Genomic DNA, 22,189 nt, shown 5'->3' with positions numbered 1-22,189 from the left:
GGCCCGTCGGCGGCCTCCCGCGGGCGGGACTCAGGGCCGCAGGGATCCGCGGCGCGCACCGTCGGTCCGGGCGCCGGTCATGACCGCCCCGTCGGTCCTCGCTCCGATGAGTACGGCGGAGGACAGGTCCGCGTCCGTGAGGTCCGCGTCCGTGAGATCGGCCGCCAGGAACTTGACCCTGCGCAGCGACGCGCCGCGCAGGGTGGTGCGGACCAGACGGGCGCGCGACAGCACGGCGTCGTCGGCGCGGACACTACCGAGGTCCGCACCCGTGAGGTCGCAGAGGCCGGCGTTCACCCCGGTCAGGGTCGCGCCCGTGAGGTCCGCGCCGGACAGGTCCGCGCCGGTCAGTGACGCGTCGGAGAGGTCGCAGCCGCTCAGCGAGCACTCCCGCAGGTCCGCGTAGGCGAGGTAGACGCCCTTCAGGTCCTTGCCCGTGAGGTCGGTGCCCGCGAGCGGGATGCCCCCGAGGTCGTTGTCGGTGCCCCACGGCTGCGACCACTCACGCAGCAGGGCGCGCCAGTCGCCGCCGCCCAGCAGCGCTTCCCTGAGCGCGGCGAGGACGTCGGCGTTCTCGGGCCGGGTCCACCGGTCGCGCAGCTCGGTCTCGTGCCCGGTGTCGTCCGGTGGTGTGCTCATGGCCTGGCGCTCCCGGGGGCGGCTCGGTCACCGTTGGATCTGGTGGAGGAACCCCTTCACACGGTCCAGGTGGTAGACGGTCTCGTCGTGCTTCTTGAGGAGGACTTCCAGGCCCCGTTCGGTCATACCGTCAGGCAGCCGTTCCATCTCCTTCCACAGTATCCGACGGACGTTCTCCAGCCCTTGTTGTGCTTGGGTCAGGTCCTTGACGTGGTCGTAGGGCGTCCCGTCCGGTCTGCGTGCCACCACCTCGCCCGCCGCCTCCCGTCGGGCCGCCGAGTAATGGTTGTGGTTCGGCTCCGAGTTGATGCGGCCGATCGGGTCGGCCTTGATGTTCTCCAGCTTGTTGATGGCGTTCATCGCCTCGTCGCTGAGGCCCAGACCCCGATAGGGCGAAAGGCCCATCGGATCGGACCAGGTGAACGGGTTGTGGACGTAGGCGGCCGGGTTGGGTGCCGGGGACAGGCCGAGCGGGTCGGGTGTGAGGTAGCGGGCCGTCTCCGGGTCGTACTGCCGGAAGTAGTTCTGGTGGAGGCCGGTCTCCGGGTCGTAGTACTGGCCGGGGAAGCGCAGCGGGGTGTAGGCGGTGGCGGACCTGGTCCAGGCCGTGGTGCCCCAGAGCGTGGCGCGGGTGTGCCAGGCCACGTCGCCCGATTCGTCGACCAGTTCGGTGGGCGTGCCGACGATGTCCGTGACGATGGCGAAGAAGCGTTCGTCGACGGCCTGTTGGGGCGCGTCCGTGCCGAGCACGCGCTCGGTCTGGGCGAGCGGCCGGGCACCGTGGTGGTCCCAGGTCAGGACGACGGGGCGCGGCAGCTCGGGGGCGGTGGTGGTCTGTTCGCACAGCGTCGTGCCGTCCCAGGTGAACAGCACCTCCTCGACCACGCTCTCGCCGTCGTCGGCCAGGCGCTGCTTCGCGGTGCGGCGGCCCAGCGGGTCATAGCGGTAGCGCCAGCGCGTCCCGTCGGGCGTGGTGACGGCCGTGAGGCGGTCCTCAGCGTCCCAGGAGTAGTGCCAGGTGTCGGGCTTGCGGGACAGCCGCGTCTTCCTGCGCAGGGTGATGCGGCCGGCGCCGTCGTGTTCGTAACGCACCGACCCGGCACGGGTGATGGTGGTGCCGGTGTAGTCGCGTGAACCGGTCGCCTCCTGGCCCGGGTGGCCGGCGGGCCAGGTGGCGGAGGTCTGGTTCCCGGCCGCGTCGTAGGCGTACGTCTCCGACCAGCCGGCGCCCGTCACCGCCGTTACCCGGCCGGCCGGGTCGAGGTCGAAGCGGAAGGAGCCCCGGAGGGTGTCGTCGAGTGCGGTGAGGTGCCCGTCGGCGCGGTAGGTGTAGGCCCGGCGGTTGATGGTGCGGGCGCCGGTGGTGAGGTGCTGGCCGGCCAGACGGCCGGTCTCGTCCCAGATCGACGCCAGGGTGAGGGAGTCGCCGAAGACGCGTCGCAGCTCACGTCCCGCCGCGTCGTGGGTGAAGGAGACGCGGTGCGTGCCGCTGGTGAGGTGCGTGGGCCGGCCGGCGGCGTCGTAGCCGTACGTGGTGACACGGCCGGTGGGCGTGATGCGGCGGACCCGGCGGCCCACGGAATCGTAGGTGTAGGTGATGGGGCGGCCGTCGACCAGCTCGGCCTTCAGGTCGCCCCGGCGGTCGTACTGCTGGATCAGCTCGCTGTCCGGGCCGGTGGCCCGGACCATCCGCCCGGCCGGGTCGTAGGCGTAGGTGGTGACGGCGCCCGCCGCGTCCTTCCTGACGACCCGGTCGAGCTGGTCGCGCTCGTAGGAGACCGTCTGGCCGAGCGGGTTCGTACGGGCCGCGACCTGGCCGACGGCGTCGATCGCGTAGCTGACCGTCCGCCCGTCGAAGTCGGTCTCCGAGACCATCCGGCCGGCCGCGTCGTAGCTGTAGGACCAGGTCAGGCCTTGCGGGTCGGTGACCTTGGCGAGCCGCAACGAGGCGTCGTGCTCGAATTCGTGGCGCACGCCGTCGGGGCCGGTGCGGGCGGCCGGCAGGTCGAAGTGTGTGTACTCGAAGCGGGTGGTCCGCCCGGTCGCGTCGGTGTGGCCGGTGCAGTTCCCCTCCCCGTCGTACGTCCATGACTCACTGCTGCCGTCCGGGCGGGTGCGCCGGGCCAGTTCGCCGTCGGCGGTCCACTCGAGGGTGGTGACCGCGCCGAGGGGGTCGGTGATGCGGACGAGCCGGCCGAAGGCGTCGCGTTCGCACCGTGTGGTGCCGCCGAGCGGGTCGGTGACCTCCAGCGGCATGCCGGCCGCGTCGCAGCGGAAGGTGGTGACGGCGCCGAGCGCGTCGGTGGAGGACACGAGATGCCCGCGGGAGTCGTACGCGTAGCGGGTGGTGCGGCCGGAGGGGTCCGTGACGCGGACGCGGTTGCCCCGGTCGTCGAACTCCTGGTGCCAGCTCGTCCCGTCGGCCTCGGTGAACTCGACCGGCAGGCCCCGTTCGTCGCGGACGGTGCTGATCCTGGTGCCGTCGGGGCGCACGACGGCGAGGAGCCTGCCCGCCTCGTCGTACGTGTAGGACGTCGTCCGGCCGAGGGCGTCGGTGCGGGTCAGCCGGTTCCCGCGCGCGTCATGGGTGTAGCGGGTGGTGTGACCGAGCGGATCGGTGGTGGCCACGACCCGGCAGGCGCTGTCGATCAGGTGGCGGGTGGTGCGGCCGTCGGCGGTGGTCAGCTCGGTCACCCGGTGTCCGGTGGCCGGGTCGGGAAGGCCGTAGGACAGGGTGAGCTGTACGTGGCCGGCCTGACCGCCCTCGCCGATCACGCGGTCCTGGTCGTCGTAGGCATAGTCGTACCGGCTGCCGTTGGAGTCGATCCAGGCGATCACCCGCCGGCGCTCGTCGTACTCGAACGTGAGCGTGGCGCCCGAGGGTCTGGTGACGGCGGTGAGGTTGCCGTCCGTGTAGCCGTAACCGGCGACCGGCTGCTCCGTGCCGTCGGGCAGCGCCAGGGACAGACCGGTCACCCGGCCGTCCGCCGTGGCCACCGAGAGCCGGCTGCCCGCGGAGTGGACGAGCGCCAGCGGCGTGCCGGTCTCGTCGCGGTCGACGGTGACGCTGTGGCCGTTGCGGTCGCTGATCCGCTCGAGCCAGGCGTCCCCGTCGTCACCCGGTTCGGCTCCGGACGGTGCGGTGAAGTGGCGGGTCAGGCCGCTCTCCGGGTCGGTAACGGTGTAGTCGCCGCTCTCCTCGCGGGTGAGCGGACGGCACCCGGTACCGGACTCGGGAAGCGTGGGGACCCCGGGCACCGGGTGGGGGTAGGTGAGCAGGAGACCGTCGTCGGTGACGTGGACGACGCCCTTGGCGTCGATCTCCAGGCGTTCGTCGACGGTGGAGGACCAGGACGGCCCGAAGAAGCGCCCGACGGTGTAACCGGACTCGACGCGGCGGGTGAAGGCGAGCGGCAGCGTGCCGGGGACGACGGCGTCGGTCTGCGGCAGGAACATTCGGCCGGAGGCGAGGTCGACGGGGTCGGTCTCGTCGATCAGACGCTGTCCGTCGGGGCGGTTATGGGTGCCGTTCGGTACGTCGTCGATCAGCCTGCGGGCACGGTTGGCGTCACTGGCCAGGTCCGCCGCCTCCGCGGCGACCCGTACCCCCTTGACGCCGGCCCCGGCGCCACCGGTGGCCGCGGTGAGCAGCAGGTCGGGGACGAGCCGGCCGAAGCCCTCCGCCGGATCCTTCATGAAGTTGTCGAGCATCTGCTTGCCCGCGCCCCACGGGTCGTTGGCGACCAGCACCAGCCCGGAGGCCAGGTTGTTCAGGTTGGTGAGGTACTCGGCCGGGTGCGTGATGTTGTACGGGTCGGTGGGGTTGATACCGCGTACGAAGGTGACCAGGCCGGCCGTCCCCTTGACGATGCCCGCGCCGAAGTGGTTCTGCATCACCTGCAGTTCCTCCAGGCCGTCCATGGCCTGTTCGGCGTACGACGGCTTGGGGGGCGCAGCGTCCCTGGCCGCCTGCACGGCGGTGCGCGCGGTGTCCGCCGCGGCGTTCCGCTGTTTGCGGGCCTCGGCCAGGATCTCCTGGGCCTCCTCCATCTGCGCCTTGCCCGGATCGCTGAACGCACCCGGTTTCGGCGGCAGGGAGGAAGGGTCCCGCTGGTCCTCGGGCTGGGCGTTGTAGCGGTCGGCCGCGCTGTTGTACGCGTCGACCTTCTTGTTGTGCGCGTCCAGCGCGTCCGACGACGCCTTGGTGCCGGCCTTCCACTTGTCGATGGCGGTCTGCGCCTGCCGCTGCGCCCACTCGACCGTCAGGGCGAAACTCGCCAGCGCGTCGGCCGCCTTGCCGAAGGCGTCCGCGCCCTTGAACCACTTCGGCGGCTCGATGGACACCGTCTCGCGGAACGCGTCCGCCGCCTCACCCTTGATCGCGGAGGAGTCCAGGCCCTTCAGCCCCTCGCCCACCAGGTCGAACGACTTCTGGAGATCCCGCAGGTGCGAGGCGGTCGTGCGCAGTTTGTCGGGGCTGCCGTAGATGAGCTTGGTCTTGTCCTCGGTCTGCCCGAGGTCCATCTCGTCGACCTCTGCGCCCATCCGGTTGGCCAGCGAACGGGACTGCTCGCGCACCCAGTCCGCGCCCGACTCCCAGCCCACGTCCTCGAGCCGGTCGGCGGTCCAGTCACCGGCGTCCTCGACGCGGTCGCCGAGCCACTCGGTACCGTCCTCGACCGCGTCCTCGACGACGTCCGGAGTGATGTCGCTGACGAAATCCCCGATGCCCACGGCTCAGTTCCCCCCGGTACCCGGCTGTTGCTGCGCGGCCCGCTCCTCGGGCGACGGACCGAACGTGTCGTCCACCGCCCGGTCGAACGCCTCCTGGTCCACGCCGAGCATCTCGTTCAGGATCTGCGACTGGCGCCCGCCGTTGCCCTCCGTCAACACCGCCCGCCCGGTGTCCTTCCAGGTCTGCGCGGCGTCCTCGCCCGCACGCTGGAAGGATTCCTGGCTCCAGTCGGGGTTCAGGTAGTCGGGTGTGAGCACATCGCCCCAGTTCTGCTTGACGATGTCCTCCTCGGAGGCGTGCGGATTGCCGACGGCGGCGTTCACCGCGATCTTGAAGGTGCCCTGGAGGTACTGGTCCTCCTCCCAGACCATCCCGGCGGCGAGTCCGAGCGTCGCGGCGATGGTGTTGGCGTCCTGGATCAACGCCCGCACGCCCCATTCCCAGCGCTCGCAGTAGTCCTCGAAGTCCACCGACAGACCGTGGTGCCCGGCCTCCATGCCGGTCATCGCCAGGTCCGAGAAACCCTTTCCGAGGACGGCCCCGGTCCCGGTGCCGACCTCCCGCAGCTCGGCGATCGCCGACCGCAGGCCCTCGGTGATCTGCCGGACGCTCTCCGGACCGACCCGCAGGTCCTCCGCCCCGCCGCCCATCAGGCGGCCCCTTCCGCGGCCGGCGCGTCGACCGCGACGGCGTCGGGCACGATGCCCACCGCCGGCGGGAAGAGCATCGCCCCGTCCGGGTCGGCGACGTCGACGGCCACCCCGGCCGGCACGCCCATGGCCGGAACGATCTCGTCGAGCAGCCGTGCCCCGCGCATCTCGGCGAACTCCCAGGACCGGCCCGTCTCCTGGCCGTCCCCCGCGTCACGGGCACGCGCGAACCGGGCGAGCGACTCCTCACTGGTGAAGGCGCAGATCCAGCGCACCCCGCCGAGCCGCGCCGTCCACAGGCCGCCCGCGTCGACGGGGACGAGAACCAGGGCGCGCCGCAACTCGCCCACCATGGCCATCGGATCGCCGGAACCGTCCCGCCGCTCGGCGATCCGCTCCGCGAGTGCCGTGCCGTCGCCCATCCGAAACTCCTTCCAGCCGCCAGGTGTCTTCCCGTCCCGTGTACGCAGGACACCACGCAGTCCTGAGGCCGGGCGGTTCCCGGGGGCGCGAGGGCACCGGGCCCGGGCGGAGGCGCCCGGGCCCGTCCCCTGGTCAGCGCAGGAAGTGGAGCGGTACCGCCGCGGCCATCGCCTCGGCCCCGGCGTCGCCCGGGTGCAGATGGTCGCCGCTGTCGTAACGGGGGAGGAGGCGCTGCGGATCGGCCGGGTCGCGCAGCGCCCGGTCGAAGTCGACGACCCCGTCGTACTCGCCGCTGGTACGGATCCAGTGGTTGACGGCCTGGCGGGCGGCCTCGTTCTCGGGGCTGTAGAAGCCGAAGGTGTCGTTCTTGAACGGAAGGATCGTGCCTCCGTGGATCTTCAGGCCGCGTTCGTGCGCACGGGCGATGATCTGGCGGTGCCCGTCGATGATGTCCGCCGCGGAGACCTTCTCCGACGCGGGCGCGACCGTGCCGGGGTGGCCGAGGTCGTTCACGCCGAGGAGCACGATGACGTGCCTGGCCCCGGGCTGCGCGGCGACGTCGCGGTCGAAGCGCCGCAGCGCGCTCTGCCCGAAGTACGCCGCGAAGTTCTCCGCGTCGGACCCGGCGGGCGGGTTCGGGTCGTGCAGGAGACGGTTGCCGCTGATGCCCTGGTTGAGCACGCCGACGGTGTACGGGCCGGGGGCCGCCGCCAGGCGCCGGGCCAGGAAGTCGGGCCAGCGGTGGTTGGCGTTCACGTCGGTGTCGGAGCCGTCGGTGATGGAGTCGCCGAACGCGACGACGGCCGAGGAGCGACCCGGCCGGCCGCTGCTCACACTCGCACCGGTCAGGAAGTACCAGCGGTCGACAGTGGCGGTGGCGTCGATGTCGGTCCGCCCGGTGACGTTGCCGGAGGCCACGTAGTTGTGCTGGAAGGCGAACGCGTGGACGGTCGAACCCGGGGTCCGCTCCGGCAGGTGGATGCTCACCACGAGATCGGATCCCGCGGGCACACGCAGCGGGACGGGGTCGCTGACCGCCGGCGCGCCGGCGGGGATCGTCACGGACGTCCGGCCGCCGAAGGTGACCGGACGGTCGGTGCGCGGGTCGATCCGGGAGGCCGGTCCGTCGCCGGCCCGGAGGGCGACCCGTGCCTCGCCGATGACCAGCGGCCCGTCGCCGAACTCGTTGGACAACCGGATGCGGACCCGGTCGCCGCCGATGCTCGTGCGGACGGTCTGCCGGATCGTCCGGTCCTCGAACACGGTGGTGTCCGAGGCCGGCACCGCTGTGGGTGTCGTCGACCAGGTGCCCGTCCAGGCCCCACCTGCGGCATGCCCGTCCGGCGCCGCCGGCGCGCCGGCCGGGGCGGAAGGGGCCGGGGTGGAGGTCGCTGAGGCGCCCGCCACGGCGGAGGTGGCAGGGGCCATGGCCAGGAGCAGGGCGCCGGCGAGCAGGCCCGCCAGGTGACGGCCGGCTCTTCGTGCGCGGCCCCGGGCGGGGGACCACTTCGGTTGCGCTGTCATTCGGTGCCTCCAGGAGCGTCGTCGGAGCGGGTCAGCCGCGGCGGGCGGGCTTGTCGAAACGCCAGCCGTCGGCCCTGAGCGCGGGGATGATCCGGTCGACGGCCGCCACGCTCTGGCTGCGGTCACCGCCTCCGTCGTGCAGCAGCACGACCGCCCCCGGCGTGACGCCCTCCTGTATCCGGCGGACCAGCTCGTCGGTGCCCGGCGGTTCCCAGTCGCCGACCGCCAGCCGCCATCCCAGCGGCTGCATGCCGAGCGCGGCCGCCACCTCCGGGCTCTTGCCCCAACTTCCGTAGGGCGCGCGGAAGTAGGGGATGCGTACGCCGGGGGCCGCACGGCGGATCTCGGCGTTGGTGCGCTCGAGGTCCGCGCGGATCTCCTCCGGCGACCGGCCGGCCAGGTCGTCGTGGTGCATGGAGTGGTTGCACAGGGTGTGGCCGTCGGCGACGATCGCGCGCACGAGGTCCGGATGCTCCCGGACGTGGTCGCCCCAGAGGCAGAACACCGCCTTGACGTGGTGCCGGCGCAGCACCTGGAGAAGGCGGGGCGTGTCGTCGGGATCGGGGCCGTCGTCGAAGGTGAGCGCCACGCTCCTTCCGCCGTGCCGGGTGGAGTCCACGACCCCGGCGTCGGCCCGTGCCGCGTGGGCGGGCGCCGTCGCGGTCAGGGCGCCCAGGCACACTCCGCCCGCGAGCAGCAGGGGCACCAGCCGGGGACGGTGCGGGAGGCGCGTCCGTGGTGGGACGGAGCCCGGGGCGGGGTTCGCTGGAACGGTCAAGGTGGTCCCTCTCTTGGTGCCGGATGTCCATGCGCGTGGCGCTGCCCGGTTTCCGTACGTCGGGCGGCGCCTCATGTCCGTACGCCGGGCGGGGCCGGGGGCCGCGCGTCGCGGTGTGTGGAAGCTCTGCGGCCCGGCGGCCCGGCGGGGAGAACGTAGGGAGCCCGCCGAGAGGGCGTCAAGAGCGGCCAGTTGGCCTGCGCTGAGCACATACGCGCAGGTGGGAAGGGGTATGTGGGGCCGTCGAAGGCCGCCGGCGACCCGCAGGCCGCCCGAGAAACGGACGGCTGTCGGTCCGGAGCGTCCGTTGTCCCGACACACGTCTGATGACCTGGGAGAACGTGCGTGACACGGTCTCAGCACGAACCCACGGAGTCGCCAAGCCGTCGAGTCGCAGTGTCGCGGAGCAGCAGAGTCGCGGAGCCGTCGACCGCGCATGCGCCGCGGCGTTGCCGAGGACGACCGGAGGAGGGACATGCTCTCGCGCCACCGTTTCGATCCCGAGCTGGCCGCGGCGCTGCCGATGATGCCCGAGGTCGACATCACCGACATCGGCCGCGCCCGTGCCGCCCAGGCCGAGCAGTTGGCGGTGGCGGTCGCGGCGACGGACACGAAGGGGGTGGAGGTCGGCGAGGTGCTCGCCCCCGCAGCGGACGGCGCGCCCGCGGTGAGGCTGCGGACCTACCGGCCGCAGGAGCCGGAAGCCGGGCCGCTGCCCGCCGTCTACAGCATCCACGGCGGTGGCTTCGTCCTCGGATCCCCGGACGTCGACCACGACTGGAACCTGCTGCTGTGCCGTGAGCTCGAGGCCCTGGTGGTCTCCGTCGACTACCGCCTCGCCCCCGAGCACCCGTTCCCCGCGCCGCTGGACGACTGCTACGCCGGCCTGCGCTGGCTGGCCGGGAACGCCGGCCGGCTCGGCGTCCGTCCCGACCGGATCGCCCTGTGGGGCGACAGCGCCGGAGCGGGTCTGGCCGCCGCGCTGACGCTGCTCGTCCGCGACCGCGGCGGGCCCGCACCGTGCTTCCAGCACCTGTGCAGCCCCGCGCTGGACGACCGGCTGGAGACCGCCAGCGCCCGGACGTTCACCGACACGCCCGTGTGGAACCGGCGCAGCGCCGCCCTCAGCTGGGAGGCGTACCTCGGGCCCGGCCTGCGCGGGAGCGCCGGGGTCTCCCCGTACGCGGCCCCCGCCCGAGCCACTCCCTCGGCTCTCTCCGGGCTGCCGCCCGCGTACGTCTCCGTGATGGAGTTCGACCCCCTGCGCGACGAGGGCGTCGCCTACGCCCGCGCCCTGGCGGCCGCGGGGGTGCCCACGGAGCTGCGCCTGATTCCGGGTACGTTCCACGGCGCGTGGGCCGTGGAGCACGCAGGTGTCATTCAGGGCGCGACCGCCGAGGCGGTCGCCGTGCTGCGGCGGGCCCTGGGCCGGTGAGCCGGTGACCGCTCATCAGCCGTCGAAGCCCTGGCCGCCGTCCGCCAGCCGCAGGGCGTACAGCGCAAGTTGTGCGCGGAACCGGTCCTGCGGGTCGCGCAGCCGCCACCCGAGTTCCTTCTCGACGTGGGCGAGGCGCGCGGCCACCGAGCTGTGGTGCAGGTGGAGTTCGCCGGCCGCCTGCCGCAGCGAGCCCGTGCGGCAGAACGCGGCCAGGGCCGCGAGAAGTTCGCCGCCGTGTCCGGCCCGCTCACCACGTTCGCCGCGTTCCCCTCGCGCCAGCCTCCCCAGCCGCCGTACGTCCTCCTGGGCGCGCAGCCGCTCCACCGGGATGTCCGCCAGCAGTGCGACGGGGCCGAGTTCGTCGTGGTCCACCACCGCCTCGCGCGGGCTGCCCGGCACGGCGAAGCGCAGCGCGGAACGCGCTTGTGCCCAGGAGGTACGCGCGTCCAGCGGATCGGCGCCGCCGCCGACACCGACCCGGATCCCCTGCGCGGTTCCATGGGCCGTGCCGCGCTCACGGACGCGTTCGTGCAGGGCCGACCGCAGCTCGCAGGCCGTCGAGGCCGGCCCGCCCGGGGAATTGACGCCGATGGCGCCGCCGTCCTGGGAGCCGCCCGCGGCGTCGCCCGTACGGCCGGCGCCTTCCGGGCGCTGCACCAGCACCGCCCCCAGCGGCCCCGCCCGCGCCACCCTGACCGTGCCCCGCAGGCCGCCGCGCCCGAGCAGCGCCACGGCCTCCATCCCCACGTCCGTCCCCGCCCGCCCGGCCACGGCGATCACCCGCAGCGGCGCCTCGGGCGCGAGGCCCAGCAGACGCAGCGCCCGGACTCGGTCCGGTGCGTCCTCCCGGCCGGAGAGCACCAGCTCGACCAGCGCCGGATCGGCCGCCTGGGGCACCCGGGACTGCCAGGGCCGGCCCGCCAGCACCCGGGCGGTGATGGCCATCCATTCGAGGACCAGTTCGTCGAACGGGCCCGGCGCACCGGGCCGTTCCAGCCAGACCCCGCCGGCCGGCTCCAGCCCCACCCGTCCGGAGACGTGCTCGGGCACGCCCCGGAGGGCGACGCCGTCAGGTCCGGACCGTGCCGAGCGGCCGTCGGGCAGTTCGAGTCCGGCCGGGCATCCGGCGAGCCCGGCGGTGGACCGGGCCAGGGACGCCGGGTCGAGTCCACCGCCGAGCAGCGCCTCGAAGTGCGCGATCACGCGTACGGCGGTGGCGGCGTCCGCGTCGAGCGCGGACAGCCGCAGCAGCAGTCCCTTCACGGCAGGCAGTCTAGGAAGGACAGGTACATGACCGACAGATCCCTGCACGTGCCGACCACGGCCGGGCGGCCGTTGAGAGCACTGCTCACAGTGCTTGTGGCCGCTGTCTTACCGCTGTTGTCGGCGCTCCTCGTAGCCGTCGCCGCGCCCCCGGCGTCCGCCGCCTCGCTGACGGAGGTGACGGCCTTCGGCAGCAACCCGAGCAATCTGAGGATGCATCTGTATGTGCCCGACAGCGTCCGGGAGCGGCCGGCGGTGCTGGTGGCCGTGCACTACTGCACCGGGTCCGGGCCGGCCTTCCACTCGGGCACGGAGTTCGCGTCGCTGGCCGACCGGTACGGCTTCATCGTCGTCTACCCGTCGGCGACCAGGAGCGGCAACTGCTTCGACGTCTCCTCGCCGCAGGCGCTGCGGCGCGACGGCGGCAGCGACCCGGTGGGCATCAGGTCCATGGTCGCCCACGTCCAGCAGCGGTACGGCGCCGATCCCGGCCGGATCTTCGTGACCGGCGCTTCGTCCGGCGCCATGATGACCAACGTCCTGCTGGGCAACTACCCCGACGTGTTCAGGGCGGGCGCGGCCTTCATGGGCGTACCGCACTCGTGCTTCGCCACCACCGACGGCTCCGGCTGGAACAGCGCCTGCGCGAACGGAGCCGTCGACCGGACGCCGCAGGAGTGGGGCGCCCTGGTCCGTGCGGCGTACCCCGGTCACACCGGGCCGCGGCCGAGGATGCAGATCTGGCACGGCACCGAGGACAGCACCCTGCGCTATCCGAACTTCGCCGAGCAGATCGACCAGTGGACCGACGTCCACGGTGTGAGCCGGACACCCGCGTACACCGACCGTCCGCAGCCGGACCGGACCCGCACCCGCTACGGCGCCACCGGCAGCCAGGCGCCCGTAGAAGCCATCAGCGTCCAGGGCGAGGGCCACACGCTGCCGACCGGCGGCATGGCGGCGGGCGCCGTCACGTTCTTCGGGCTGGACGGCACCACCCCGCCGCCGGACCCCGGTCCCGGCCCCGACCCCGCGCCGGGAACGTGCCGGGTCGGCTGGACCACCAGTGCGTGGAACACGGGGCTGACGGCGACCGTGACCCTCACCAACACGGGCACCGCACCTGTCAGCGGCTGGGCGCTGTCCTTCACCCTGCCCGCGGGCCAGACCATCACCTCCGGCTGGGGCGCGAGTTACAGCCCGAGCAGCGGCGCCGTGACCGCCAGGAACGTGGCGTACAACGGGACGCTCGCCGCCGGCGCGAGTACGCAGATCGGCCTCCAGGCGAGCCACACCGGGAACACCGCGAAGCCGGCTTCCTTCACGCTGAACGGAGCCGCCTGCTCCACCGGTTGACGCTCCCGGTCCCGGCTCCGCCCTGCGGAGCCCGGGCCGCGGGGGCCGGGACGCCACCGGACGCGTCGACCGGTGGTCCCGTGCGGGTCAGCGGCCGGCGGTCCAGCGCTGGTCGCTGTCCCCGTCGGCCGGATCGAAGTCGAGGGTGCCGCCGCCTGAGTCCCCGAGCGGTTCGAGCGCGAAGTCCGGCGCGATCCGGGGGCGGACGACTCCGGCGGAGTCGACGATGAACAGCAGGTTGAGACCGTTCCTGCCGTTGACGGAGGAGCAGGACCAGATGCCCACACCACGGTCCGTGGCACCACGCGAGTCCAGGCAGTAGTCCGGGTCGGCGCTGCTGCGCAGAAGGCCGATGGACTCCAGCTTCCACTGCTGGCTCGGGGTGCCGTCGCACGGGGCGGTGAGGACGTCGGTGCGGTCCTGCATGACACCGCCGTCGATGTCCAGGCAGAGCCCGGAGGCAGCGTTGACGACCTGGGTGTATCCGCTGCCGGCGGCGATGGGCACCGGCCGGGGCGGCGTGCTCTTCGACGGGGCGGGCGGCGGGGGCTGGGGCGCCGGTGCCGCCGTCGTGGGTGCCGCGGTGGTGCGGCTCGGTGACGCCGAGGGCTTCTTCGACGGGGACGGTGACGGCGCGGCGGTCGCCGAGGGGGCGGCAGTGGGGAGGACGGCGGGCGGCCGTGCCTCCCAGCGCGAGGGTTCCTCCGCGCCGGCACGGTCGTGGTCCCCTCCGGGAGCCGGGTCCCCGGACCCGGTCGCCAGCAGGGTTCCGATGACGACGGCCGCCACCGCAACGGCGACGAGCACGGCGGGCCGGGACGGCCGCCGCACACCATGGCCGGCCGTCCCGCCGCCCCGTCTCCGACGGCCCGCGGCGGCGTGCGGAACGGGCAGCCCGGCCCTTCCGGTCTCCCACCGTTCGATCGTGGCGGGCCCGGCGGCGTGCCGGGCCCGTACGGGGCCACCGGCCGCATAGGCCGCGCCGCCCCACCGGAGCAGGCCCTCGGCGAGCACGGCCCGCGGGCCGGCCGCCAGCCGGCTCAGCTCCCCGGTCAGCCGGGCGCAGCCGGGGCACTCGGCGAGATGAAGGGCCAGGTCGTTGCTGCGCCGCCCGTCCCCCGGCTGCGACGCCGCCTCGATGATGCGGCGGAAGCCCTGGCACTTCCTGCTGCCGCTGTCCTCCAGATACGCCTGGATGTAGGCGCGCCGCAGCGCGTCCAGTGCCTTGGCCCGCAGCTCGGGGACCATGGCCGGGCTCACTCCGACGAACGTGGCGACCGTGGCGTCCGGCTCGTCGTCGACCACCGCGTACCAGAGGATGCCCCTGGTCTGCTCGGGCAGCCGCTGGAAGCCGGTCAGCATGGGGGACGTCGCCCGGAGCCGGGGTCGTGGGGAGTCCGGCGGATACGGCGGCGCGACGTCGGTGTTGTCGTCGAGCCACGCGGCGAAGCCGGGCTCGAGCCGGGCGCGACGGCTGCCCGCCGCCCAGGTGAGCCCGATCCGCTGAAGCACCGTCAGCAGATGCCTGCCCCAGCATCCTTCTGGGCCGATCCCCCGGCATGCCTCCTGGGTGGCGAGGTCGAATGCCTGCACCGCCAGCTGGTTGCCGGCGAGGGTGTTGCGACCGCAGAGCATGGCGTAGCCGCGGAGGGCCGGCATGTGGCGGCGCCTGAGCTCCTGGACGGCGGGATACGCGGACGGGGCGCCGGCGCGGATGCGTTCGGTGAGTTCCCCGTCGGGCAGAGCGGTGCAGCCGGTGTTGTCGGCCGCCGTCTCCGGAACGGCCTTCTGGAGCTTCGGCTTCGACACCCTCTTGACTCCTCGTTCAGTTACGACGCGGCACATCCGCCCGTCCGTGACCGGAGGGGCTCCCGTGTTACTGGCCGGAAACAGGACCCCATAGTGGAGCAGGGCCAACCGCCTGGAAAGTGTTCCCACAGGTAACAACAGAGTCTGAACGAGCCTTTCCTCGTGCCTTTCTCCCGGGCCTCTCCGGCCCCTGTCACACGAGCGGAAAGAGCGGCCGACAGTCCGACGGACCTGCCTTCGCCACGAACGCGGCCCCCGTCCGCGCCCCCGCGGCACCCCCGTGGCGGCGATAGGCCGGCCCGCGGCACGGGCAGGCATCAGCCCATGCCCATGTTGGTCGGAACCTCCGGATGGCAGTACAAGGACTGGCGCGGCATCCTTTATCCGCCCGGCCTCCCGCAGCGGCTGTGGCTCGAGGAGTACGCCGCGCGATTCGCCACCGTGGAGAACAACAATGCCTTCTACCGGCTCCCCACCACCGAGATCTTCACGTCGTGGCGCGAGCGGACACCGGACGGGTTCGTCATGGCGGTCAAGGCGAGCCGCTTCCTGACCCACCTGAAGCGGCTACGGGAGCCCGCGGAGCCGGTGCACCGGCTGCTGGACCGGACAGCAGGCCTCGGCGACCGGATGGGTCCGGTGCTGCTGCAACTGCCACCGAACTTCCAGGCGGACACCGACGCGCTGGACGCCTGCCTGAAGTGCTTCCCCCGCACCGTCCGCGTGGCCGTAGAACTCCGGCACGCCTCGTGGTGGGCGGCGGAGCCCCGGCTGCGTACGGTGCTGGAACGGCACGGCGCCGCCCTGTGCTGGGCGGACCGCGGATCCCGCCCCGTGACACCGCTGTGGCGGACGGCGTCATGGGGCTACGTACGCCTCCACGCCGGCCTCGCCCAGCCGCCGCCGCGCTACGGTCGCGCAGCGCTGAAGTCCTGGGCCGTCCGCATCACCGACGCCTGGTCCGACGAGGACGACGTGTACGTGTACTTCAACAACGATCCCGGCGGGGCCGCGGTCCTGGACGCGGCACAGTTCGCGCGGGCCGCCGGCACGCTGGGCCGGACCGTGAGCCGTACTCCGGGGGACCCCTGACCCCGGCCGCACGGACGGGGCGGGCCACCCCTTTGGGCTTCGGGCCGCGTGCGCCGTTCGGCCGTGCCCGGATGGCGGCGGGCCGAAGGACCGGCCGATCGTGGGCGACGACGGCAAGCGAGCGAGCATCGTGGGCGACGACGGCAGGCGGGCGAGCGGGGAGGCACACGGATGGCGGACGACCGCACGGCACGCCGCCCGGGGCGGGGACGGCTCAGGCTGGCCGCCCTCTGCGGCGGCGTCCTCATGACCGTGGCGTACTTCCTCCTCCCCCTGGAGGAGCTCGGCCCCGAGCGCCCCGCCGTCGGCTGGACCCTCTTCACCCTGGCACTGGTGTCGATCGCCCTGCTGCTTCTCTTCCAGGTCAGGGACGTGCTCACCGAGCGGCTCGGCACCCGCCCGGGCGTCGCCATCCCGCTGCTGATGTGCCTGTCCGTGCTCGTCTTCTCCGGCGCGTACCACACCCTCGCCAAGGAGCCGGGCGAGTTCACCGGCCTGAACACCCGCATGGACGCCCTGTACTTCACCGTCGTCACCCTCGCGACGGTCGGCTACGGCGACATCCACCCGCGCGGTCAGAGCGCCCGCCTGGTGACGGTCCTCCAGATCCTCTACACCTTCGTCTTCCTCACCGCCGCGGCCACCGCCCTCTCCCGCTGGCTCCACGCCCGGCTCACAGACCGCGCGCAGGAGGCCGGCGGGACCACCCGCTCGGGCACCGACCCGGACTGACCTGGCGCGTGCAACGAGAACCGGCCCACGAGTACGGCGGGACCCCACGCAGGCGGCGGGACGTCAGGTCAGCGTGATGAACAGGCCCAGCGTCAGTACGGCGATCCCGCAGCCGTACAGCGCCGTCGTCACGTGGCGTGCCTCCGCGGACGGGTCGGCGCCGTCGGCGCGGGCGAGGCCGACGGCGGATCTGAGCAACAGGGCGAGAGCAGCCACGCAGAACGCGGCCATCAAGGTGTCCGTCACGCGGCGACGATCTCACGGACCGTCAGGTGCCGCATGCCGGGAGGGTCCGTCCTCGGGACCCCTGAGTTCGGCGAGGGTGTCCGTCAGCCACTTCGTCCAGAACGTCTCGAGTTCGATGCCGCCCCGCAGCACCACATGGCGCAGCCGGTCCTGCCTGGTCACCCGGCGCTCGGGCGGGAAGTCGCGCTGCTCGAACGCCAGGTAGTCGTCCAACTGGGCCCGGTGGAGCTCCAGGTGGCGTACGAGCTCCGCCTCCATGTCCGCGCCGCCCACCACCGCGGCCGCGCGCAGCCGCAGCAGCAGTGGGTCACGGATCTGCCGGGGGTCCTCGGGGCGGGTCACCCAGGCCGTCAGTTCCTCCAGGCCGGCGGGCAGGACCTCGTACTCCTTCTTCTGCCCGCGGGCCGGCTGCTCGGTGGGCAGCTCCCGGATGTGTCCGGCCTGCTCGAGCTTGCCCAGCTCCCGGTAGATCTGCTGGTGGGTCGCCGACCAGAAGTAGCCGATCGACCGGTCGAACCGGCGGGTCAGCTCCAGGCCGGACGAGGGCTTCTCCAGCAGGGCGGTGAGGATGGCGTGCGGCAGGGACATGGCCGCATCGTAGGACTCGCCCCACCGCCGCCCGTCACACGCCCGGCCTGCGCGGGACCGGCGTCCGGCGGACGCGGGCCCCGCTGCGGCGGGCGTCAGCCCGCCCAGACCTCCGCGTCGTCGGCCGGGACGGTGGTGGCCAGGCCGAGCTCCTTGCGCGCGGCGACCGTCCCGTTCGGGTCGAGGCCGGTGAAGGCCGGGTCGTAGGAGACGTAGAACGCGTCGGCGTCGGCGGCGTTCGCGGCCTTCTTCCAGTGCCCGGCGGTCTTCTCCAGCTGCGCGCGCAGCTTGCCGGTCTCCACGCCCTTGATGTCCTTCATGCCCGCGATGTGCGTGTCGAGGGCGGCGGCGACAGCCTTGGCCTGGGCCTTGTAGCCGGCGAGGTCGTCCTCGACGGTCTCCGCTTCGGGCTGGGTCGTCCACAGCGCCTCGTAGACGGCGTTGGCGCCCTTGAGGTACGCGGTCTGCTCCGGCTTCGACGCCTCGGGGCCGGCCTTCAGCGAGCCGGTGAGCTTGCCCGTCTCCTGTGTGTAGCTGCAGCTCACGGAGCGGTCGCCGGTGGCCCAGCTCTCGCTGGTCGGCGTGTAGTAGAAGATCTCCACACCCTTGGGCAGCGCCCAGGTGTCCGGCGAGAACTTCTGGGCCTCCGCCGGGCAGCGCTCGTCGGCGATCGCCCAGATCGCGTCGTTGCCGGGGAAGGTCTTGCCTTCGTCGAGCGTGAACTCGCCGACGACCTCCGCCTGGTGCGGCTCGGCGCAGGGCACGACCTCGATGGCGACCGCTTCACCCTCGGTGGCCTTGCCGTTCGGGTTGTAGCAGTCCCCCGGGTTGAGCGAGAACACGGACCGCTGCCGGGCCACCTTCTTCGCGCCGTCCTTGGCGCCGTCGACGACTTCCGAGCACCCCACCGCGCCTACGGCGAGCAGAGCGACGGCGGCGGACATACCGCGCAGGGACCGGGACAGGGAGCGGACTGCCATGACGCGTACATCCTCTTACGAAAGTCTTATGAATGTCGTGCGCATGGTATGCCACGCCTGTGACCGGCTCGTGAGCGCGGGCCGGGCGGCCGGAAGGGACCCGAGCGGGTCGCCTCCCGGCCGGGGTCGCGCGGTCAGAGGGTGGCGGCCAGCCGGGTGCCCTGGTCGATGGCGCGCTTCGCGTCCAACTCGGCTGCCACGTCCGCCCCTCCGATGAGGTGCACGGTCCGGCCGGCCGCGGCGAGCTCGTCGTACAGTCCGCGCTGCGGCTCCTGGCCGGTGCAGAGCACGACCGTGTCGACGGGCAGCACGGACGAGGTGCCGTCGACGGTCAGGTGCAGGCCCTCGTCGTCGATCCGCTCGTAGGTGGCGCCCGCCGTCATCGTCACGCCGCGGTGCTTGAGCTCCGTGCGGTGGATCCAGCCCGTCGTCTTCCCGAGACCGGCACCGACCTTGCTGGTCTTGCGCTGGAGGAGGTGCACGGCCCGCGGCGGGGCCGGGCGCACGGGCTTCGTCAGCCCGCCACGGGCCGCGTAACCGGTGTCGACGCCCCACTGGCGGAAGTACGTCTCCGGGTCCTGGCTCGCGCCCTCGCCGCCGTCGGTGAGGAACTCCGCGACGTCGAAGCCGATCCCGCCGGCGCCGATGACGGCGACGCGCTCACCGACCGGGGCACCGTCACGCAGCACGTCGAGGTAGCTGACGACGCTCGGGTGGTCGACGCCGTCGATCTCGGGGGTGCGCGGTGTGACGCCGGTGGCGACGACGACCTCGTCGAAGTCGGCGGCCGGGAGGTCGCCGGCGCCGACGCGGGTGCCGAGACGCAGGCGGACGCCGCGCTCCGCGAGCCGGGTGCGGAAATAGCGGAGGGTCTCGTTGAACTCCTCCTTGCCCGGGACCCGCTTGGCGATGTTCAGCTGGCCGCCGATCTCGTCCGCGGCGTCGAAGAGGGTCACCTCGTGGCCGCGCTCGGCGGCGGAGACGGCGCAGGCCAGACCGGCGGGACCGGCGCCGACGACGGCGATGCGCTTCTTCAGCCGGGTGGGCGCGAGGACCAGTTCGGTCTCGTGGCAGGCGCGCGGGTTCACCAGACAGGAGGTGATCTTGAGATTGAAGGTGTGGTCCAGACAGGCCTGGTTGCAGCCGATGCAGGTGTTGATCGCGTCGGCGCGCCCGGCCCGCGCCTTGGCGACGAACTCGGGGTCCGCGAGGAAGGGGCGGGCCAGGGACACCATGTCGGCGCGCCCGTCGGCGAGCAACTCCTCGGCGACCTCGGGGGTGTTGATCCGGTTGCTCGTCACCAGCGGCACCGAGACTGCGCCCATCAGCTTCTTGGTCACCCAGCTGTACGCGCCGCGCGGCACGGACGTCGCGATGGTGGGGATGCGGGCCTCGTGCCAGCCGATGCCGGTGTTGATGATCGTGGCGCCCGCCGCCTCGATCTCCTTGGCGAGCGTCACGACCTCTTCGAGCGAGGAGCCGCCGGGCACCAGGTCGAGCATGGAGAGCCGGTAGATCAGGATGAAGTCGGTGCCGACCGCTTCACGCGTCCGGCGGACGATCTCCAGGGGCAGCCGGATGCGGTTCTCGTAGCTGCCGCCCCAGCGGTCGGTGCGGTGGTTGGTGGCGCTCGCGATGAACTCGTTGATGAAGTAGCCCTCGGAGCCCATGATCTCGACGCCGTCGTAGCCCGCCGACTTGGCGAGGGTGGCCGCCCTGACGAAGTCCTCGATGGTCTCCTCGACCTCGGCGTCGGTCAGGGCGTGCGGGACGAACGGGCTGATGGGCGCCTGGATGGCGCTGGGCGCGACCAGGTCCTGGTGGTAGGCGTACCGGCCGAAGTGGAGGATCTGCATGGCGATCCGGCCGCCCTCTGCGTGCACGGCGTCGGTGACGATGCGGTGCTGCGCGGCCTCTTCGTCGGTGGTCATCCTGGCCCCGCCCTCGTACGGGCGGCCGCGGTCGTTGGGCGATATACCACCGGTGACGATGAGGCCGACACCGCCGCGGGCACGCTCCGCGTAGAAGGCGGCCATGCGCTCGAAGCCGCGCTCCGCCTCTTCGAGGCCGACGTGCATGGATCCCATCAGGACCCGGTTGGGCAGGGTGGTGAACCCGAGGTCGAGCGGGCTCAGCAGATGCGGGTACGGCGTCGGCCCGGCCGTGGTGGTGCTGGTGCTCGTGCTCATCGGTCCTCCTCGCGCGGGGTGTCGACTGAATGTTTAGCCGCCCCAGGGTCCTTTTGCAACAAAGTGCAAAATGACTCGCGCCACAGGGCGCCCGCGCGGTCGAATGAACTCACTAATCATCCAAAGGGGTGATTTTGCTCATACGACCCCTTCCGGGACCTCTACCGTGGCGTCGTGGCGGGATGGCAGCACGTGAGCGCACTGGGGGTCGCGGCGATTCTCGGAACACACGGGGTGGGAATCGTTGCCGCCACGTCCGGGAACGCCGACGGATCCGGGCATGCCGACGTATCGGCGACCGCATCCGATCACGAGCCGGCGCCGGAGCACAGCACACAGGATCCGACCCTCTCGGTGTCGGTGGCGTTACCGGGGCTGATCGGCGTCGGGGTGTCGGTGACCATCGGCGGGGACTGCCCGCCCGGGCCCACGCCGACGCCGCCCGCGCCGACGCCCCCGCCCTCTCCGCCGGCGCCACCGTCGCCCGAGCCCCCGCAAACGCCCGCCCCTTCACCGCCGCCCGCACCTGCGCCGACGCCCTCGCCTCCCCCGGCACCGACACCGTCGCCGTCCGCCGAACCGCCGGCCCCGCCCGTGGTGCGGACCGAGGCGCCCGCAGCGCCGGCCCCACCGGCGCCTCCCGAACCGCCGGCCCCCGCCCCGCCCGCCGCGGCTCCCGCGCCGCCGGCCCGCGCGGAGGCCGTGGCCATCCGCACGTACCGGCCCGCGTCCGGGGGAGTGGAGCCCGCCGACGGGACGCCCCTCACGATCCTGATGCTGGTCACCACCACTCCGGCCGTGCTCGCCGCGGCCCTGCTGCGCCCCCGCTCGCAGTCCGCCGCCAACCGGCGCGGCCGGGCCTGATCCTCGCCCCGCACCTGCCAGACCTCACCTCACCACCGGAGACCCCCATGTCCGAATGGCTGGTCCTGGCCATCGTGATGGCCGCCGCCTGCGCCGTCGTCCTCGTCGTCACCCTCCTCAGCCAGCGCACGCGCGACGCCGCGGCGGAGACCGGCATCGAGGAGCGGGAGGCACCGGAGACACCTGATGTGCTCGAGTACATGGTGATGATGGTCGGCGTCGTGTACGCGATCGTGCTCGGTCTCGCCATCGCCGGCGTCTGGGAGGCTCGCGGCGCGGCGCAGGACGCCGTCCGCACGGAGGCACAGGCGCTGCACGAGGTCACCCAGCGCGCCCAGGTGTATCCGGCCGACTTCCGCGACCGGCTCCGGGATGACATCGACGTCTACGTCGCGGAGGTGGTCGAGACCGAGTGGCCCCGGATGATCGACCACAAGGAGCTGTCGCCGCGCGGGACGGAGTTGCTGGCGGCCGTGCGCTCCGACGTGGCGGAACGCGAGCCGAAGAACGAGCTGGAGGCCCAGGCCTACCAGCCGATGCTCGACCAGGTCGCGGCCGCGGAGGACGCGCGCAACGCCCGTGCGTCGGGTGCCGAGGAGACGCTGCCGGGCATCGTATGGTTCGGCCTGATCAGCGGGGCCGCCGTCACGATCGGACTGATCTTCACGATGCAGATCGGCCGTACGTTCCGGGAGCTGCTGCTCGCGGGTCTCTTCAGCGCGCTGATCGCGTTCCTCCTCTTCCTCGTCTGGGACTTCGACGCACCGTTCGGCCGGTCGGGCTCCGAGTCGGCGGACGCCTTCCGCCAGCTGTTCCCGGGGGCCGTCGGCCCGAGCTGAGGCCCGCGGGCCGGCGGGGACGGCGGTGGTCCGGCGCGGCCGGA

Annotated in this window: 18 protein-coding genes; 6 read left to right on the top strand and 12 right to left on the bottom strand. The window is 72.9% G+C overall.

Going from position 1 to position 22,189, the window contains the following annotated elements; translation table 11 throughout:
• Positions 1–30: 30 nt before the first annotated feature.
• From ACTMTU_RS11930 to ACTMTU_RS11905, 6 genes are all read right to left on the bottom strand, one after another.
• Complete coding sequence (locus ACTMTU_RS11930) at positions 31–639, bottom strand: pentapeptide repeat-containing protein (protein ID WP_441263444.1); 609 nt, start codon at positions 637–639, stop codon at positions 31–33.
• 27 nt (positions 640–666) lie between these two features.
• Positions 667–5,373 carry a putative T7SS-secreted protein gene (locus ACTMTU_RS11925; RefSeq protein ID WP_441263443.1) on the bottom strand — a complete coding sequence of 1,569 codons (4,707 nt, stop codon included), beginning with the start codon at positions 5,371–5,373 and terminating at the stop codon, positions 667–669.
• A 3-nt stretch (positions 5,374–5,376) separates the two neighbouring features.
• Positions 5,377–6,027, bottom strand: coding sequence for a hypothetical protein (locus ACTMTU_RS11920; RefSeq protein WP_441263710.1), 651 nt, complete (start codon positions 6,025–6,027; stop codon positions 5,377–5,379).
• Positions 6,024–6,446 carry an SseB family protein gene (locus ACTMTU_RS11915; RefSeq protein WP_441263442.1) on the bottom strand — a complete coding sequence of 141 codons (423 nt, stop codon included), beginning with the start codon at positions 6,444–6,446 and terminating at the stop codon, positions 6,024–6,026. Before ACTMTU_RS11915 ends, ACTMTU_RS11920 begins: the two co-directional genes overlap by 4 nt.
• Positions 6,447–6,579: 133 nt before the next feature.
• Positions 6,580–7,971: an SGNH/GDSL hydrolase family protein gene (locus ACTMTU_RS11910; RefSeq protein WP_441263441.1), complete on the bottom strand. Its 1,392-nt coding sequence runs from the start codon at positions 7,969–7,971 to the stop codon at positions 6,580–6,582.
• A 31-nt stretch (positions 7,972–8,002) separates the two neighbouring features.
• Positions 8,003–8,677, bottom strand: coding sequence for a polysaccharide deacetylase family protein (locus tag ACTMTU_RS11905; RefSeq protein ID WP_441263440.1), 675 nt, complete (start codon positions 8,675–8,677; stop codon positions 8,003–8,005).
• 547 nt (positions 8,678–9,224) lie between these two features.
• On the opposite strand from ACTMTU_RS11905, the gene ACTMTU_RS11900 reads away from it, so the two are divergent.
• Positions 9,225–10,184 carry an alpha/beta hydrolase gene (locus tag ACTMTU_RS11900; protein WP_441263439.1) on the top strand — a complete coding sequence of 320 codons (960 nt, stop codon included), beginning with the start codon at positions 9,225–9,227 and terminating at the stop codon, positions 10,182–10,184.
• A gap of 15 nt (positions 10,185–10,199) precedes the next feature.
• Here the strand turns inward: ACTMTU_RS11900 and ACTMTU_RS11895 are convergent, their stop codons facing one another.
• Positions 10,200–11,450, bottom strand: a complete 1,251-nt coding sequence (locus tag ACTMTU_RS11895) for a PucR family transcriptional regulator (protein ID WP_441263438.1) — start codon at positions 11,448–11,450, stop codon at positions 10,200–10,202.
• 27 nt (positions 11,451–11,477) lie between these two features.
• Between ACTMTU_RS11895 and ACTMTU_RS11890 the strand changes: the two genes are divergently transcribed.
• Positions 11,478–12,806, top strand: a complete 1,329-nt coding sequence (locus ACTMTU_RS11890; RefSeq protein WP_441263437.1) for an extracellular catalytic domain type 1 short-chain-length polyhydroxyalkanoate depolymerase — start codon at positions 11,478–11,480, stop codon at positions 12,804–12,806.
• A gap of 87 nt (positions 12,807–12,893) precedes the next feature.
• Here ACTMTU_RS11890 and ACTMTU_RS11885 read toward each other — a convergent pair whose 3' ends face one another.
• A complete protein-coding gene (locus ACTMTU_RS11885) occupies positions 12,894–14,615 on the bottom strand; it encodes a ricin-type beta-trefoil lectin domain protein (protein ID WP_441263436.1) in 1,722 nt (573 codons plus the stop codon).
• A 324-nt stretch (positions 14,616–14,939) separates the two neighbouring features.
• Here ACTMTU_RS11885 and ACTMTU_RS11880 point away from each other — a divergent pair, with 324 nt between their 5' ends.
• Positions 14,940–15,707, top strand: a complete 768-nt coding sequence (locus tag ACTMTU_RS11880; RefSeq protein WP_441263435.1) for a DUF72 domain-containing protein — start codon at positions 14,940–14,942, stop codon at positions 15,705–15,707.
• 171 nt (positions 15,708–15,878) lie between these two features.
• Complete coding sequence (locus ACTMTU_RS11875) at positions 15,879–16,439, top strand: potassium channel family protein (protein WP_441263434.1); 561 nt, start codon at positions 15,879–15,881, stop codon at positions 16,437–16,439.
• 63 nt (positions 16,440–16,502) lie between these two features.
• Here ACTMTU_RS11875 and ACTMTU_RS11870 read toward each other — a convergent pair whose 3' ends face one another.
• From ACTMTU_RS11870 to ACTMTU_RS11855, 4 genes are all read right to left on the bottom strand, one after another.
• Positions 16,503–16,685, bottom strand: coding sequence for a hypothetical protein (locus tag ACTMTU_RS11870; protein WP_441263433.1), 183 nt, complete (start codon positions 16,683–16,685; stop codon positions 16,503–16,505).
• A gap of 12 nt (positions 16,686–16,697) precedes the next feature.
• Positions 16,698–17,273 (bottom strand): PadR family transcriptional regulator, encoded by a 576-nt coding sequence (locus ACTMTU_RS11865; protein ID WP_441263432.1) that lies wholly within the window; start codon positions 17,271–17,273, stop codon positions 16,698–16,700.
• A gap of 95 nt (positions 17,274–17,368) precedes the next feature.
• Entirely contained in the window at positions 17,369–18,253 is an 885-nt protein-coding gene (locus ACTMTU_RS11860) for a septum formation family protein (RefSeq protein WP_441263431.1), read from the bottom strand.
• Positions 18,254–18,387: 134 nt separating this feature from the next.
• Positions 18,388–20,442 carry an FAD-dependent oxidoreductase gene (locus tag ACTMTU_RS11855; protein ID WP_441263430.1) on the bottom strand — a complete coding sequence of 685 codons (2,055 nt, stop codon included), beginning with the start codon at positions 20,440–20,442 and terminating at the stop codon, positions 18,388–18,390.
• Positions 20,443–21,144: 702 nt separating this feature from the next.
• Between ACTMTU_RS11855 and ACTMTU_RS11850 the strand changes: the two genes are divergently transcribed.
• Both ACTMTU_RS11850 and ACTMTU_RS11845 read left to right on the top strand, forming a co-directional pair.
• Positions 21,145–21,306, top strand: coding sequence for a hypothetical protein (locus ACTMTU_RS11850; RefSeq protein ID WP_441263429.1), 162 nt, complete (start codon positions 21,145–21,147; stop codon positions 21,304–21,306).
• A 47-nt stretch (positions 21,307–21,353) separates the two neighbouring features.
• Entirely contained in the window at positions 21,354–22,145 is a 792-nt protein-coding gene (locus tag ACTMTU_RS11845; protein WP_441263428.1) for a bestrophin-like domain, read from the top strand.
• Positions 22,146–22,189: the final 44 nt, after the last annotated feature.

Origin of the sequence: Streptomyces sp. OZ13 (assembly GCF_052068155.1) — a bacterium.
Lineage (GTDB): Bacteria > Actinomycetota > Actinomycetes > Streptomycetales > Streptomycetaceae > Streptomyces.
This window is presented reverse-complemented; position numbering and strand designations above follow the sequence as displayed.

What these genes read in the sequence shown, in the direction of transcription:
- ACTMTU_RS11930 (WP_441263444.1), bottom strand. Translation starts at nt 639, where the DNA reads ATGAGCACACCACCGGACGACACCGGGCACGAGACCGAGCTGCGCGAC.
- ACTMTU_RS11915 (WP_441263442.1), bottom strand. Translation starts at nt 6,446, where the DNA reads ATGGGCGACGGCACGGCACTCGCGGAGCGGATCGCCGAGCGGCGGGAC.
- ACTMTU_RS11910 (WP_441263441.1), bottom strand. Translation starts at nt 7,971, where the DNA reads ATGACAGCGCAACCGAAGTGGTCCCCCGCCCGGGGCCGCGCACGAAGA.
- ACTMTU_RS11900 (WP_441263439.1), top strand. Translation starts at nt 9,225, where the DNA reads ATGCTCTCGCGCCACCGTTTCGATCCCGAGCTGGCCGCGGCGCTGCCG.
- ACTMTU_RS11890 (WP_441263437.1), top strand. Translation starts at nt 11,478, where the DNA reads ATGACCGACAGATCCCTGCACGTGCCGACCACGGCCGGGCGGCCGTTG.
- ACTMTU_RS11880 (WP_441263435.1), top strand. Translation starts at nt 14,940, where the DNA reads ATGCCCATGTTGGTCGGAACCTCCGGATGGCAGTACAAGGACTGGCGC.
- ACTMTU_RS11875 (WP_441263434.1), top strand. Translation starts at nt 15,879, where the DNA reads ATGGCGGACGACCGCACGGCACGCCGCCCGGGGCGGGGACGGCTCAGG.
- ACTMTU_RS11865 (WP_441263432.1), bottom strand. Translation starts at nt 17,273, where the DNA reads ATGTCCCTGCCGCACGCCATCCTCACCGCCCTGCTGGAGAAGCCCTCG.
- ACTMTU_RS11860 (WP_441263431.1), bottom strand. Translation starts at nt 18,253, where the DNA reads ATGGCAGTCCGCTCCCTGTCCCGGTCCCTGCGCGGTATGTCCGCCGCC.
- ACTMTU_RS11855 (WP_441263430.1), bottom strand. Translation starts at nt 20,442, where the DNA reads ATGAGCACGAGCACCAGCACCACCACGGCCGGGCCGACGCCGTACCCG.
- ACTMTU_RS11845 (WP_441263428.1), top strand. Translation starts at nt 21,354, where the DNA reads ATGTCCGAATGGCTGGTCCTGGCCATCGTGATGGCCGCCGCCTGCGCC.